This is a genomic window from Clostridium manihotivorum (assembly GCF_004015185.1).
Classification (GTDB): Bacteria; Bacillota; Clostridia; order Clostridiales; family Clostridiaceae; genus Clostridium_AR; species Clostridium_AR manihotivorum.
The window spans coordinates 3,046,283-3,061,881 of sequence record NZ_CP025746.1 but is presented as its reverse complement, the minus strand read 5'-3'; the positions used below and the strand labels follow the sequence as shown (position 1 = coordinate 3,061,881).

Sequence of the window (15,599 nt, the reverse complement as noted above, 5' to 3'; positions counted from 1 at the left end):
TATATTTTCATTTCTTATTATTGTAAGCTTACACTGCCTTAGAACAGCATTTTTAGCGAATACAAAACAACAAGTCTAAATGTCCTTCAGTATCTCTTACCCCTTAACTGCTCCAGCAGTCATTCCTTCAATAAAGAATTTCTGACAGCTCATAAACAATATAAATATAGGTAATATGGAGAAGAAGGAACCAACTATCAATAAATCGTAGTTATTACCATAAGGAGTTAGTAAGGTATTTAGCCCCATAGGTAAGGTGAATTTAGTATCGCTTCTCAGTACCAATAAAGGCCATAGGAAATTGTTCCAGCTATTCATGGTATTGAGTATAGCCATGGCTGCAAAGGCAGGTTTCATAATAGGAAGTATGAGCTTGAAGAATATACCATACTCGGAAGCACCATCTATTCTTCCTGCATTTATAATAGCCTTAGGAATCCCTGAGATATATTGTCTAAAGAAAAATATTGTAGAGGCATGTGCTACAGTTGGAAAGATTATTGCTATATAGGAATCAGATAAATTCATATTATTTATCTGGTTATATAAAGGCAGCATAAGTATTTCAAAAGGAACCATCATAACCAGCAGCACACAGATAAATAAAATATTTTTTCCTTTAAAATCATATGCTGCGAAGCCATATGCACAAAATGCACTTACAAACAAAGTACAAATTACCTGAACTATTGTAAGCAGCATACTGTTAAAAAACCAAGTAAAGTAAGCATGATCTCCAGTAAACAGGTAAATAAAGTTTTTAAGGGACATCTTACTAAAATCAATTGCTAAGTTTACACCGTATCTAACCAAATCTCCTCCGTCCTTGAAGGATGATATGAATATTACATAAAAGGGTATTAATATTATTAGTCCTACTATAGTAAAGAATATTAGGGTAATAGTTTTTAGAGATAACTTTTTCATATTATTACTCATGTGAATCCTCCCTAGCAAATGTTCCATTTATTTTTAACTGAATTAAGTTGATAACCATTGCTATAGTTACTAATAATATTCCGACTGCAGAGGCATACCCCATGTCATTCTTTTCTATGCCTTGTCTATATAAGTATCCGATGATTGTAAGCCCTATGTTTTGAGGTGAGTTATTGCCTGCCCATAACATATAGCTTTCAGTAAACATTGCAAGTCCACCGTATATGGATATTGTTAAGACATATACTGTAGTTGGCTTTAATTGAGGAATGGTTATAGCTTTAAACCTTTGCCATGCATTGGCACCATCGATTTCAGCGGATTCATACAATTCTTCTGGGATACTTTTAAGTCCCGCAAGAAAATAAAGTATGTTAACCCCCATCCATCTCCAGCAAGCAAGTATAAGCAGGGTAACAAATCCAAAGGTTTGTGACTTAAGCCACTTAATAGGCTCAAAACCGAAGAGACCAATAAAGGAATTCATTAAAGAGCTTGCTTGTTCACCAAAGGCTAATCTAAAAATAGTACCAGCTACTACTACAGAAGTAAGTGCAGGTAAAAAGAACACTGATTTGAAAATCTCTCTACCCACCATGATCTTGCTATTTATAATGCAAGCAAGCACCATTGGAATAGGTATAAGCAATAACAGAGTTGCTATTGTGTACTTTATACTATTTAAAACCGCCTTAGTAAATACTTCATCACCAATTAGCCTTTTATAGTTATCTATCCCAATAAATTTACTTTGTCCTGGAAGTATAGACTCAAAGCTCATAACTACAGTATTAAAAATAGGAGAAATGAAAAATACTACAAATACTAATACAAAAGGTAGTACAAATATATAAGGTGCAATCTTCTGATTGAACAAGAACTTTTTTACCATGTATTAACTCACTCCTTATCTTAAATAAAGATACTGCAAAAGCTATGGCCTAATATAGCTTTTGCAGATCAAAAGGGATTTCTTATTTTAATTCATTTTCTATTTGCTTTTGTGCATCATCTAACTCTTGCTTAATGTCTTTGTTGCTTTCAAATATATTATTTAAAGTAACAGTTGCAAAGGTGTTATTAATTGTAGGATAAGCAGCATTAACCTTTATAACCTTAACTTCATTCTTTATATCATTTAGTACGTCAAAAGGATTGTTTACAAAATACTTAACATAAGTATTGTTAGGATCGTGTGTAATATCATTTTTTGACCATATATCAGTATTAACAGGGTCAAAGCCTAGTTTTTGCCATATCCTTGTAGCTCCTTCATCAGAAAGCTTAGCATAAGTTAAAAAAGCTTTAGCCAAATCTACATTTTTAGCAGTCTTTGTAACCACTGTACCGGTTCCGCCACCACCAACTGAACGTGGCTCTCCTTTTTCGAAAACTGGAACTGGAGCAATGCCAATCTTACCTGATAAATCCTTCATATAGCTAGTGTATCTGGACATCTGCCACATTGGCATTATTGCACAAGCATAGTCTCCTTTGTTAAAGGCGCCATAGGCTTGTTCTGAATCTGGGTTCCCTCCTGGAACAGTAGCTATAGCCTTGCTCTTTTGAAGATCCTTTAGCATGGTTAAAGCTTTTACCATTTCTGGAGTATTAACCTTTGGCTTACCGCTAGCATCAGTAAGATCACTTCCCTGCTGCGCAAGTAACGCATTTACCTGCCAAAGGTCAGCAGTATCTGCAGTCCCAAGGTATTTTCCTGTAGCTTTGTAGTATTTTTCTCCAGCAGCTTTGAAGTCATCCCAAGTTATAATCTTTGTATAATCAATTCCTGCCTTTTCAAGCAGTTCTTTATTGTAAAAAGCAACCGTAGCTCCAACGTGGGTTGGCGCTCCATAAATATTTCCATCCTTTGTATATATGTCTAATCTAGCTTGCACTAGCTTACTCTTATATGGCTCTATTGCATCATTAAGTGGTACTATCTGAGGGTCTCCTTTTAAGAAATTTGCAAACTTTCCTAGTTCTACATCACACATATCAGGTGCACCTTTTCCAGAAAGTAATGAAGTTTGCAGCTTATTATGCATATCATCATAAGGCAATACTGTAAATTTGATATCTAGCTTTTTAGTTGGATTTTCTTTATTCCACAGTTCTTGCATTTCCTTGTAGAATTGAGCATGCAATTCTACAAAGGTCCACATCTCCATATGAGTAGTACCTGAAGCATCTACACCAGTTGATGCAGTCTTTGTCTTTTGAGAGCTCCCACCACAACCTACAAGCATGGTACCAGCAATAGTGGTAGTTAAAGCTAGCTTTACAAATAGTTTTAAGAATTTCATTGATTATTCCCCCTCATTTTTTTATATAGCTTAATATTTAAATGTGTGCTGGAAAGCTCCAGCAAAGCACATGTATTAATTTTTTAACTTTAAATATGTTTAAAAATAATTTATAAATTAAGTGGTTATGAAGAAGATACTATATTAACTCATGCTGATTTTAGTGTCTAAAGCCTGACCACGTAACTTTAAAATAGCATTTTAAAAGATCTAATCTTTCAATAACTCTTTAATCCACACAAGCATTTCTCCTTGTTTACGATTACACCAATAACAGTATGGAATTGCTTTTATAGTTATTTCTTCTAACTTAGGTTTATGTTCACAATATAACCTATGGGTATCCCAGTTCTTGCCTGATATTCGCTTTCCTTTTGCTATAACTGTAGTTACTCCACCAAATAATTCTTCCTCAAAATGCTCTTTAGGCTTTATGGAGGTGTCTACTAAAATACCAGAAAGATTTTCTCCATTGTCTACCTCTTCTAAGCAATATACTAAAGGGCCTTTCATAATAGCTGCTTTCCCAGCATCTGCTCTTACCTTTGGATTGGCATAAATAAATTTTGCAGGAGCTTCAAAGCTGACTTCTAAAGTGTCATCTATAAAAGATCCATCAATCATTGCATATCCTTTTTCTATTCCTGCAGCAAAGGGCTCTCCATTAATTAAGATTTTATAATTTTCAGCATAGTCAGGTATGCGAAGTGCTAAGGTAATCTTGTTGTCTTTATTTGAATTTATATTAAGCTTAAAGTTATTATTATTGGGAAAGTTTGTCTTAAGAGATAGCTTTACAGATTTGTCTTCTAGTTTAAAAGTTGTATTATTTGAAATGAACAGATTAACATAAATAGTTTCTTTGTCTACCAAATATATATACTGCCCTAAAGATGCTAAGGTCCTCGCTATATTGGGTGGGCAGCAAGCAACTCCAAACCACTTTTGTCTTACTGGTTTGACATGCGCTTTTGAAGTATCTGGCAAACAGCTGTCAGGCCACACTTCTAATGGATTTACATAAAAGAATTCTTTTCCATTCAGACCTATACCAGATAGCAAGGTATTGTATAAAGCTCTTTCAACAATATCAATATACTTTGATTGTCTTGTAATCTTCGCCATCCTTAAACCAAATAAAGCTAATCCAATAGAGGCACAGGTTTCAGAATAATTGCTGTCATTAGGCAGATCATAATCAGTGGTAAACCTTTCTAAGTATCCTGAGGAACCAATGCTGCCTGTTATATACATTCTTTTATCTACTATATTGTTCCATAAGCTTTCACATACTTTTAATAGTTCTAAATCCTCATATTCATAAGCTATATCAGCCATTGCACAATACATATAAGTTGCTCTAACAGCATGTCCTTCAGCAGTAAGCTGCTGTCTGATTGGTATATGTGACTGAGAGTATATAGGCTCATACTTTGAGAATTCTTGAAAAATCAATTTATATTGCTTAGTTTTTCTTTCTTCTAAGAAGTAATTTGGCATGTTACCTCTTTCATCTAAGAAATATTTCGCTGTATCTATATACTTTCTTTCTTTTGTTACCTCATATAGTTTAACTAAGGCCAGTTCAATCTCTTGGTGACCAGGATATCCATGCTTCTTTCCCTGTTCCTTGCCAAAAGTATCACAAATTAGATCTGCAAATCTTATCATGCTATCTAAGAATTTTCTTTTACCTGTGGCGTTATAGTATGCCACAGCAGCTTCTAACAAATGTCCTGCTGTATAGAGTTCATGTCCCTCTGTTAAGTTGGTCCATCTTAGTCCTGGTTCCTTAATAGTAAAGTAAGTATTTATATAACCATCTTCACATTGAGCTTTTGCTATAAGATCAATAACATAATCAGCTAAAGCCTCTAGGCTTTCATCTCTATCCTCACATAAGGCATAAGCCACTGCTTCAAGCCACTTTGCCACATCAGTATCTTGAAATACTGCACCACCAAACTCACCGGTCTTTTCTCCTGCTGCAATCCTAAAATTATTTAAACAATGGCTAGGTGCTGCTCCTTCAACATTATCATTAAGAATCTGCCACTGATATGGAATTATTACTTCCTTAACGAGTCTTGTATAACTATTCCAAAAAGTATCATTGATATTTATATTCTGAAGAGGTACTGACTCTAATTTCTCATATCTTGCCGTCTTCATTCTGCTTCCTCCTAACTATAAACAAGAATAGTAAAACGTTTTAGTAAAAACCAATAAAAATGCTACAAAAATCATAAAGTTTAATCATTTATACAATTTTGCTTTTTTATTCTTTCTCATATGTTTAAATTTAAGTTATGCAAGCATACTTATCCACATCTTTATCTAAAATATAAATTCCTAAAGAATTAAAAAACAATCTGATTCTCCTCAATGATTTTAGTTAGAAATATTTAAATACTAATCTAAATGCTTTGTTTTAATTGTGAAAACCTTTAAATACCTTACATATTATTTATACATTATTTTCCAAATAAAGCGAATATGCAAATTTTACCATTTGAATAAATTAGTTTACCCTATTTCATTATTTCTTCTATTATCTTTTCCCTGCTCATATTTAAAATTTATTAAACGTTTTATGAAAATAAGATATTTTATATTTTCATTTATAATTTCTTAAAATGATTCATAAATATAAAGGCAATAACATATAACGTGAGTTTATGTTATTGCCTTTATATTCATTCACGGTAGAAGTGATTATATTGGTAAATAGCTACAATGACACTGGTAATTAAAATAGCTTCTATACTTCTATGGTATTTATAGAATATCTTTCTTTTAAATCACAATAAATCTTATACGTTTTATCACTTAATATGACTTGAGGGTTTTGAATCATTTCAATCAATACCTCAGCAGACTTTTTCCCTATTTTAGATAAAGGTAAAGCAACTGTGGTCAAAGCTGGAGTATACGCTTCACTTACTTGTTGATTGTCGAAGCCTACTAAAGCTATATCTTTTCCTATTTTTAGTTCTAATTCATTGATATAATCATATACTCCACCAGCCATTACATCATTCATGGCGAAAATGGCTGTCACGCCTAACCCTAAAAGCCTCTTACTTCCTTCATATCCTGATTTTCTTTCCCAATCTCCTGAATATACAAGCTTTGGATTGTATAAGATTTTATTGTCAAATAGCGCTCTTTGGTATCCTATAAGCCTTTGATTGGTATGCATACTCTTATCAAGACCGCAAATAAGCCCTATATTTCTGTGACCAGAGTTAATTAGTTTACAAGTTATTTCGTAAGCCCCTTGCTCATCATCAAAGATAACAGATGGAATTTCATCATTTGAGCTATATGAATAAGCTGTTACTATGGGAATTTTAAAATTATCTGGGATACACATTATTTCTCTGCAATGACATCCTACATAGATTATACCTTCCACTCTTTTAGATCTCATCATCTTAAATTCTTCTATTACATTAGAATAATAATTATTTTCCGTATAAAACGTTTTATCATATTTTCTATATAATCTTAAGTTACCTAGAACAAATTGATAATCATGTTCCTCACAGTACTCGTTTATTCCATCAACTATTTCTGCAGTATTAAATACCGTTAGGTCTTCTGTTATTATCCCAATGGTTTTACTATTCTTCTGTTTTAAGTTTTTAGCAATTACATTTGGCGTGTAATCCAATAATTTTATAGTTTCTAGCACCCTTTTCTTTGTATCTTCACCTACACCAGGCTTATCATTAATAACATTAGATACAGTGGCTATAGAAACTCCGCTTTGTTTTGCAATTTCTTTAATACTTGCCATAACACCACCCACTTAAACGTTTTAACATAATTTTACCAAATTTGTATTTTTCAATCAATAGCTTTTTAAAATAGTTATTAAATACTTCCTGTAAATTAAGACAACCTGCACAGCTAAACTATGCAGGTTGTTTGTTATAATTAGTTTTTCTTTTTAGTTAAAGTTATTCCAACACCAGAAGCTACCATCATAAGACCTAAAATACTTAAGGTATTAAAATCTACTACTGATCCTGTCTTTGGAAGTTCTTGAATTATAGTAGCAGTCTTTTCAGGCTGTGGAGCTTCTTTAGTAGGTACCACTGGATTACTTACTATAGGTGTAGTCACAGCTGGTTTCTTAACTTGGTTCATTGATATATCTCTTTTTACTATGTTCTTTTCAACAGAAATAGTTTCACTTACAAAAGTGTCATATCCATCTTTAGTTGCTACCAGATAGTAATCTGCTTCTGGGAATACCATAAATGCATACTTACCATTGACATCATCAATCTGTGGATTTTCGTTGTCTGCTGGAGCGAAGCCAGGTACTTTTGGTAAGTTTACCAAAGTATTAGGAGTTCTTCCTGCTGCTCTGTTTCTTTCTGTATCAGCATAGTAAAGCTGAACCTTAACGCCATCAATAATTCCATTTGTTATTGAATCTGTTATTGTACCATAAGGGTCAATAAGCATTGAGGTCAAGTTAATCTGTCCATCTGTATTTACATTTACTGTAGCAGTTCCAATGGCTATCTTTTGTCCAGATGGGAAGGTGTAGTTTATTGCTATGGTATAGCTCTTACCCTTTTCTAGTCCTTCTGCTTCGAATACTCCATTTACAAAGGAAGCTCTTACATTGCCAGCACTACTTCCATCTGCTTTATTTAATACCTCAATACTAAATAATGAATCATCCTTAAGCATTGCTACTTTTCCATCAGTTTGCTTTGAAAGTATAACTCCTGCCACAGTTTCCTCTGAGGAATACTGTTCTGTTTTTGTTCCTGTTATTTCTCCAACTTTGCTGTTTTGAGTAAACTTAACATTTTCATAAGAGTTTCCAACCTTTACTGGCTTAGTTATCTCAACCTTATAGTCTGTATTTCCTCTTGGAATTGCTATTGTATATTTACCGTCAGCTCCTGTTATTACCTTTGAATAGAAGTCTGCTATGCCATCTCCATCAAAATCCTTCGATACTTCTACTACAGCATTACTTATAGGAAGATTTGTATCATTATCAATTACAACTCCAACTATAACTCCTGGTTCAAAGGTCATTATGATTTGATCAAAAGCTTGTAGATTATGTGCCTTATCATCAACAGAAGCACTTACATGTATTTTTTGTGGCTCTGTTCCGGATACATTTGCTGATTTAAATAATACTCTTGCTATTCCATCCTTGTCTGTAACTGCAACTGCACCATTAGGGAAGCTTCCTCCATCTGCTGAGAAGTTAACCTGAACATTTGCCACTGGATTGTTATTGCTATCCACTACCCTTGTGGTTAATACAGAAGTTGAAATTCCATCTCCTAATATAGTGTTTGGTGAAGCTGTTAAGTTTAAACTGTAAGTTAAGGCATCAGATACTTGGAAGTCTTTTCTTACTGTATAATTAGTTTCGCTACTTGGTTCTACATCAAATTCATCGTTAATGGTTCTATACTGTGAATTGGAAACTCTAAAATCATATATACCTAACTTAACATTCTTTATAGCATAGTTACCTTGTGAATCAGTAGTTGTAGTATAAATTAAACGTCCTGCTAGGTCACTTAATTGTATAGTTGTGTTAGGAACAACCTTACCAGTAGATATATTCCTAACAGTACCAACTAAATCAGCTTTATCTCTTACAGTTATATTTATTGTAGATATTGCTGTTTTACCATGTCCATCTGATACCTCAACGGTAAAGCTATCACTGCCTGCATAGTTGAAGTTCGGAGTGTATGTCCATGTACCATTACTGCTAACTGTCACATAACCATTGTTTGCTTGGGACTTTAAAGTGTATTGTAGAGTATCGCCGTCAACATCAGTTCCTTGTACTCTGCTTGATATTGATTTATTGTATGGTGTTGTCTTATCGTAATTTGGTACAGTTGGAGCGTCATTTATCGGATTTACAATAATATTTACTGTAGCGGTTGCTATTCCACCATGACCATCACTTATAGTATAAGTAAAGCTATCATTACCGTTGTAATTAGTAACTGGCGTATATTTTACAGTACCATCTGAATTAATAGCTACTTTACCATGAGATGGATTAGTCACAGCTATAACTGTTAAAGCATCATTATTTACATCTTTATCATTGTTAAGAATATCAATGTTTACTGAAGTATCTTCATCAGTAGTTATAGAATCATTTATAGCCACTGGAGGAGTATCAACTATTATTTTAACAGTAGATATTGTAGAAACTCCTTTTCCATCTTCAACTTTAACTGTAAAGCTATCTGTTCCACTAAAATCTTTAGCTGGAGTATATACCCAAGTTCCATCTCTATTAACTATAACAGATCCATGGCTTGGATCACTTGCTTTACTATAAGTTAACACATCGCTATCAGCATCTGAAGCTACAACTTTATCTGAAACTGATTTGTTGTAGTCAGTCTTTTCTTCGTAACTTCCAACAACAGGTGTGGCATTTACATCAATACTTACAGTTGCAGTGGATATACCATTATGCCCATCACTTATTGTGTAAGTAAAGGATTCTTTACCATGATAACCTGCATTTGGTGTATATGATATAGTTCCATCAGAGTTTACAACTACTTTTCCGTGCTGTGGCTCAGTTACTGATATTATGCTTAGGGAATCCTTATCTAAATCAGTGTCATTTGAAAGTACATTAATTTTAACCTCTGTGCTCTCATTAGTTTTTACTTCATCATTGACCGCTGCTGGAGGTGTATTAACTGTAACTGATATTGTTGAAATTGCAGTTCCACCATGTCCATCAGCAGCTTTTACTGTGAAGCTGTCAGTACCGCTAAAATCTTTGTTTGGAGTGTAAGTCCAAGTTCCATCTTCGTTAACTATTACTGTTCCATTACTTGGATTACTTACTTTACTATAAGTTAAACTATCTCCATCCTTATCTTCACCAATAAGCTTATCTGAAACAGGTTTGTTGAAGTCTCCTTTTTCATCATAGTTTGTTAGAGTAGGTATGGAATTCACTCTTATATTAATAGTAGATATTGCAGTACCACCATGATCATCTGATACTTTTATAGTAAAGCTATCTGTACCACTGAAATCCTTCTTCGGAGTGTAAGTCCAACTTCCATCTTCGTTAACTATTACTGTTCCATTACTTGGTTCGCTACCTTTACTATAGCTTAAGCTATCCCCATCTACATCTGAAGCTATAACCTTGTCTGAAACAGGTTTGTTAAATTCTGTTTTCTCTCCATAGTTACTTACTATAGGTAATGAATCAACTTTTAAGCTTACTATAGATATAGCCGTTCCACCGTGACCATCACTAACTAGAACTTTAAAGCTATCAGTACCACTAAAGTCTTTATTTGGTGTGTAAATCCAAGTTCCATCGTTGTTTACCACAACAGAGCCATGGTTTGGATCACTTTCTTTACTATATGTCAATGTATCACCATTAACATCAGAGGCTAATATCTTATCTGATACTGACTTATTAAAGTCTACCCTCTTATCGTAGTTTCCTACTGCTGGAGGTGTATCTACTGTAATTGTTACTGTTGAAACTGTTATTCCACCGCGGCCATCATTAACTAGAACTTTAAAACTATCAGTACCACTAAAGTCTTTACTTGGTGTGTAAGTCCAGGTTCCATCGTTGTTTACTACAACAGTGCCATGGCTTGGATCATTTTCTTTACTATATGTTAAGCTGTCTCCATTAACATCAGTAGCTACCACCTTATCAGATAATGATTTGTTAAAGTCTACATTCTTATCGTAGTTTCCTACTGCTGGAGGTGTATTAACTGTAACTGATATTGTTGAAATTGCAGTTCCACCATGTCCGTCATTTATTTTTACAGTAAAACTATCAACTCCGCTGAAATCTCTATTTGGGGTATAAGTCCATGTTCCATCTTCGTTAACTACTACTAAACCATGGCTTGGATCACTTATTTTACTATAAGTTAAACTATCTCCATCCTTATCTACACCAATAAGCTTATCTGAAACAGCCTTGTTAAAGTCTGCTTTTTCATCATAGTTTGTTAATGTAGGTATTGAATTAATTCTTATATTTATTGTAGATATAGCAGTTCCACCATGATCATCTGATACTTTTATAGTGAAGGTATCATAACCTACATAATCAGTATCAGGTGTATAAACATAGCTTCCATCTGGATTTACAACAACTGAGCCATGAGATGGATTGCTTGCTTTAGCAAAGGTTAACACATCTTCTATATCAGCATCACTAGCTATTACCTTATCTCTTAATTCAGAATTCACATTTACTTCTTTATAGAAGCTTGGTATCACAGGTATAGCATTAACTCTGATGGTAATATGCGCTGTTGATGTTCCGTTGTGACCATCACTGATAGTATAAGTAAAATCTTCTGTTCCAGTATAACCTGCATTTGGAGTATAGGTTATTGTACCATCTTCATTTATAACTGCTTTTCCATGTTGTGGCTGTGAAACTGCAATTACACTTAGCTGATCCTTATCCACATCAACATCATTGCCAAGTATATCTATAACCACAGAATTATCTTGATTAATAGCCTTCAAATCATCTACTGCCATCGGAGGTGTATTTACATTAACCATAACCAATGAGGTTGCAGATCCCCCATGTCCATCCTCTACCTTCACAGTAAAGCTGTCTGAACCGCTGAAATCTTTATTTGGAGTGTAAGTCCAAGTTCCGTCTTCATTAACTACTACTGTTCCATGAGTTGGGTCACTAGCTTTACTATAGCTTAAGCTATCTCCATCTACGTCTGTAGCTATAACTTTGCCTGAAGCAGGTTTGTTAAAGTCAGCCTTCTCTCCATAGCTACTTACTGTAGGTAATGAATCAACCTTTAAGTTTACTATAGATATAGCAGTTCCACCGTGGCCATCATTAACTAGAACTTTAAAACTATCAGTACCACTAAAGTCTTTATTTGGTGTGTAAGTCCAAGTACCATCTTCATTAACTATTACTGAACCATGAGTTGGCTCACTTTCTTTGCTATATGTTAAGCTGTCTCCATTAACATCAGTAGCTACCACCTTATCAGATAATGATTTGTTAAAGTCTACATTCTTATCATAGTTACCTACTGCTGGAGGGGTATCTACTGTTACTGATATTGTTGAAACAGAAGTTCCACCATGTCCATCGCTAACTTTTACAGTAAAACTATCTGCTCCACTAAAATCTTTATTTGGTGTATAAGTCCATGTTCCATCTTCGTTAACTACTACAGTACCATGAATTGGGTCACTTTCCTTGCTATATGTCAGTATATCTTCGTTAACATCAATAGCTGCAATCTTATCTGATACTGACTTATTGAAATCAGCTTTTCTATCATAGTTACTTACTGCTGGAGGGGTATCTACTGTTACTGATATTGTTGAAATTGCAGTTCCACCATGTCCATCATTAACTTTTACGGTAAAGCTATCTGCTCCGCTGAAATCCTTATTTGGCTTATATGTCCATGTTCCATCGTTATTTACTACTAATGAACCATGAGCAGGATCACTTGCTTTTTCAAAAGTTAAGCTATCTCCATCTGTATCAATTGCAGTGACCTTTGATGTTAGCGGTGTATTAAAATCTACTTTTTTATCAGAATTCCAGGCTACTGGTAGAGCATTAACAATCACATTTACTGTAGCTGTAGCTGTTCCCCCATTGCCATCGCTAATTGTATATGTAAAAGCGTCTGTTCCATGGAATCCAACATTAGGAGTATATGTTATAGTTCCGTCAAGATTAACAACAGCTTTACCAAAGAGCGGACTTGTTGAAGATATTATATGTAATGAATCCCCCTCTACATCACTATCATTGTCTAGTACTCTAATAATCACTGATGTTTTTTCATTGGTCATAGTAGTATCATTTAGTGCTGTGGGAGCATCATTAACAGGTATGATTATTACGCCACATTAGAACCATAGGTTCATATTATTGAAACTATCTATTCACAGTAAAGAAACCACCTATTCACTTATAAGCACCGCCTAAAGGCGGTGCCTTTATAACTAAATTTCTTTAGTAGAGAAGTACTCTCTCATGTTCATGCTCCCTGTATCAATACGAATTGATTTATGTACTATACGGTCTAAAATAGCATCAGCCATAGTTCCACCTCCCAAGCGAGTATGCCAATCTGACACCTTGTATTGAGTACAAAATAAGGTAGAATGACAATCATAACGTTTCTCAGTAAGCTCAAAAATAAATCTGACGTCATCATCGGATAATTCTTGAAGTAGCCATTCATCCAGAATCAGTAGATTATAGTTAGAAAATTTGTTTACCAACTTTCCGATCCCTTTGCCTTGCAAAGTTGCCTCGGTCCGAAGCTCTAGGAGTTCTGGCATTCTTATATAGCGTACTCGATATAACTGCCTACAGGCAGCTTTGCCTAATGCACAAGCTAAAAAGGTTTTACCAGAGCCTGTGAAGCCGTTAAGAACAATACTAAAGTTATTACGCATGTATTGACAGGTTGAAAGCTCAAGAATTTGATTTTTATCAAGACCTCTATCTGCATAGTAAATCGAATTTACATCTGCATCAGTAAATCTGAATTTGGCCTGCTTCATTAAACGCCTCGGAGCGCTTATTGTTTTTACCCTGATATAGACCGTCAATAGCTAAAGTTATTCTTTCATCAAAGGTCATAGTTAGATAGAGCGATTGATTATCATCCTGTATCTTTAATATATCAACCATTTCATCAAGGTTTAACTCTCGAAGCTTACGTTTTGTTTCATCACTAATCATACCTGCCACCTCCGTAGTATTCAGAACCTCTCACATATCCATGAGTATTGGAGTTTGATTGTATAGATTTAAGGTGGGTATTTTTCTTTTCAAGATAGATGATATCTTGATTACTTGCGAGAATGGACTTAAGCTGTCTATAGCGAGGTATGCGTGTCATAGGCAATGCTATTTCACATGCAACTTCAAGTCGCTTTTCCGAATAACTCTTACTTAATTTTAAAACTGATAATGCAGAGTTATATCCTTGTTCTTTTATGGTTACACTTTTAAATATACGTTCAATAACTTCGCTTGTGTGAGTACCTATACTTGCTGCCCATTGTCTCAACCTTATATCATTCATTTCTGGTTGATTAAAGGCATCAGGCATATCTTCTTTGTGGGTAGAATATTTGTTACTCACATAAAGCGGAAACCTAGGATGCGTAGAAATACGCTGATGTCGGTTATATATTTCTACAATACTATCTGTTAGCTTCACATCCACATACTGACCGGCAAAAGCAAAAGGTACAGAGTAATAATTCTACAAACGCATACATGGCTGTTAGGATAAACCTTATGATTGTACTCCCAAGCGGCTACTTCGTAAGGTACTGCAGGAAGTGCCCGAAGATACTTTCTTTCTTCTTCAAACACTTCAATTCTACTGTATTGACGTTTCTGAAAAGGTGCCTCATTAAATCCTTTCAAAGCCTTTGAAACAGCTTCTTTCAATTCATATAGAGAATAAAAAGTACATTGTCTTAGCTTAGCAATTATGGCAGTTGCCACTTTGCCAACCGTACCTTCTACGGAACTTTTTTGTTTAGGTTTTCTCACTCCAGTCGGCATGATAGCTGTAACATAGTGACTTCCTAAGGCTTCATAAGCATCTGTGAGTATAATATCTCCTTCTTTCGGATGTTTAACAACTCCCGCCTTAAGATTATCACATACAGTTTTTACAGGAACACCTGAGAAAAACTCGTACATATGGATATGACATCTAAGCCAAGTATCTTGCTTTTCATCTAGAGTAGGCTCTACATAAGCATATTGACTATATGGTAGACATGCTACAAAAAGATGTACCTTTGTAATTTCACCAGTATCAACATTCACGATTTCCATAAGCTTGCCACTCCAGTCTACTTCCACCGTCTGACCTGGTTTATGTTCTAAAATGATTGGAGAGATTGCACTGATTAATGTATGAGCTATAGCCCTCTGTAAATTTAGTGTATCCCACAGGAATTAAGCCCTCTTTGTTGCAGAAATCCCTATATTCTTGATGTAAGAGTTTTAGTGTTACACCAACTCTTTTCAGTTCGTTGTGAATGTAGTCATAGTCGGGTACTTTAAACATTGTTTCTACAGCAAACTTATCTGGATAAAAGAGACGGTATACTTCATCGTCAGGTTTATCTTTAATGTCATCGTAGAAAATTTGCTTTTCCTTTGCGATATTTAGTACATCGCATATAGAAGTTTTTGATATGTGCACGGTCTTTGCAATTACATTCTGCGATAATCCAGATGCCTTAAGCTCCATTATCAGCTTAACATTGATTTTATTAGCCATATGTCTGGCTCCC

Annotated in this window: 11 protein-coding genes; all 11 read right to left on the bottom strand. The window is 34.6% G+C overall.

The genetic code is table 11. The annotated features are described in order from the left end of the window. Positions 1 to 96: 96 nt before the first annotated feature. Positions 97 to 939, bottom strand: a complete 843-nt coding sequence (locus tag C1I91_RS13805; protein ID WP_205694315.1) for a carbohydrate ABC transporter permease — start codon at positions 937 to 939, stop codon at positions 97 to 99. Continuing rightward, positions 932 to 1,831, bottom strand: coding sequence for a carbohydrate ABC transporter permease (locus tag C1I91_RS13800; RefSeq protein ID WP_128213413.1), 900 nt, complete (start codon positions 1,829 to 1,831; stop codon positions 932 to 934). The genes C1I91_RS13805 and C1I91_RS13800 overlap by 8 nt, the downstream gene beginning before the upstream one ends. Before the next feature lie 82 nt (positions 1,832 to 1,913). Further along, entirely contained in the window at positions 1,914 to 3,245 is a 1,332-nt protein-coding gene (locus C1I91_RS13795; protein WP_128213412.1) for an ABC transporter substrate-binding protein, read from the bottom strand. A gap of 210 nt (positions 3,246 to 3,455) precedes the next feature. Beyond that, on the bottom strand, positions 3,456 to 5,417 hold the full coding sequence (locus C1I91_RS13790; protein WP_128213411.1) for a glycoside hydrolase family 127 protein: 1,962 nt from the start codon (positions 5,415 to 5,417) through the stop codon (positions 3,456 to 3,458). A 589-nt stretch (positions 5,418 to 6,006) separates the two neighbouring features. Further along, positions 6,007 to 7,047: a LacI family DNA-binding transcriptional regulator gene (locus C1I91_RS13785; protein ID WP_128213410.1), complete on the bottom strand. Its 1,041-nt coding sequence runs from the start codon at positions 7,045 to 7,047 to the stop codon at positions 6,007 to 6,009. A 140-nt stretch (positions 7,048 to 7,187) separates the two neighbouring features. Continuing rightward, positions 7,188 to 13,118 (bottom strand): Ig-like domain-containing protein, encoded by a 5,931-nt coding sequence (locus C1I91_RS13780; RefSeq protein ID WP_128213409.1) that lies wholly within the window; start codon positions 13,116 to 13,118, stop codon positions 7,188 to 7,190. Positions 13,119 to 13,271: 153 nt separating this feature from the next. Beyond that, a complete protein-coding gene (locus tag C1I91_RS13775) occupies positions 13,272 to 13,838 on the bottom strand; it encodes an ATP-binding protein (RefSeq protein WP_238476005.1) in 567 nt (188 codons plus the stop codon). Continuing rightward, the gene (locus C1I91_RS28955; RefSeq protein ID WP_238476004.1) at positions 13,810 to 14,019 is read right to left on the bottom strand and encodes a hypothetical protein; all 210 of its coding nucleotides are present in this window, start codon (positions 14,017 to 14,019) and stop codon (positions 13,810 to 13,812) included. Before C1I91_RS28955 ends, C1I91_RS13775 begins: the two co-directional genes overlap by 29 nt. Beyond that, positions 14,012 to 14,503, bottom strand: coding sequence for a hypothetical protein (locus C1I91_RS28950; RefSeq protein ID WP_238476003.1), 492 nt, complete (start codon positions 14,501 to 14,503; stop codon positions 14,012 to 14,014). Before C1I91_RS28950 ends, C1I91_RS28955 begins: the two co-directional genes overlap by 8 nt. Continuing rightward, positions 14,500 to 15,135, bottom strand: coding sequence for a hypothetical protein (locus C1I91_RS28945; RefSeq protein WP_238476002.1), 636 nt, complete (start codon positions 15,133 to 15,135; stop codon positions 14,500 to 14,502). The genes C1I91_RS28950 and C1I91_RS28945 overlap by 4 nt, the downstream gene beginning before the upstream one ends. Positions 15,136 to 15,175: 40 nt before the next feature. Next, positions 15,176 to 15,586 carry a hypothetical protein gene (locus tag C1I91_RS28940; RefSeq protein ID WP_238476001.1) on the bottom strand — a complete coding sequence of 137 codons (411 nt, stop codon included), beginning with the start codon at positions 15,584 to 15,586 and terminating at the stop codon, positions 15,176 to 15,178. Positions 15,587 to 15,599: the final 13 nt, after the last annotated feature.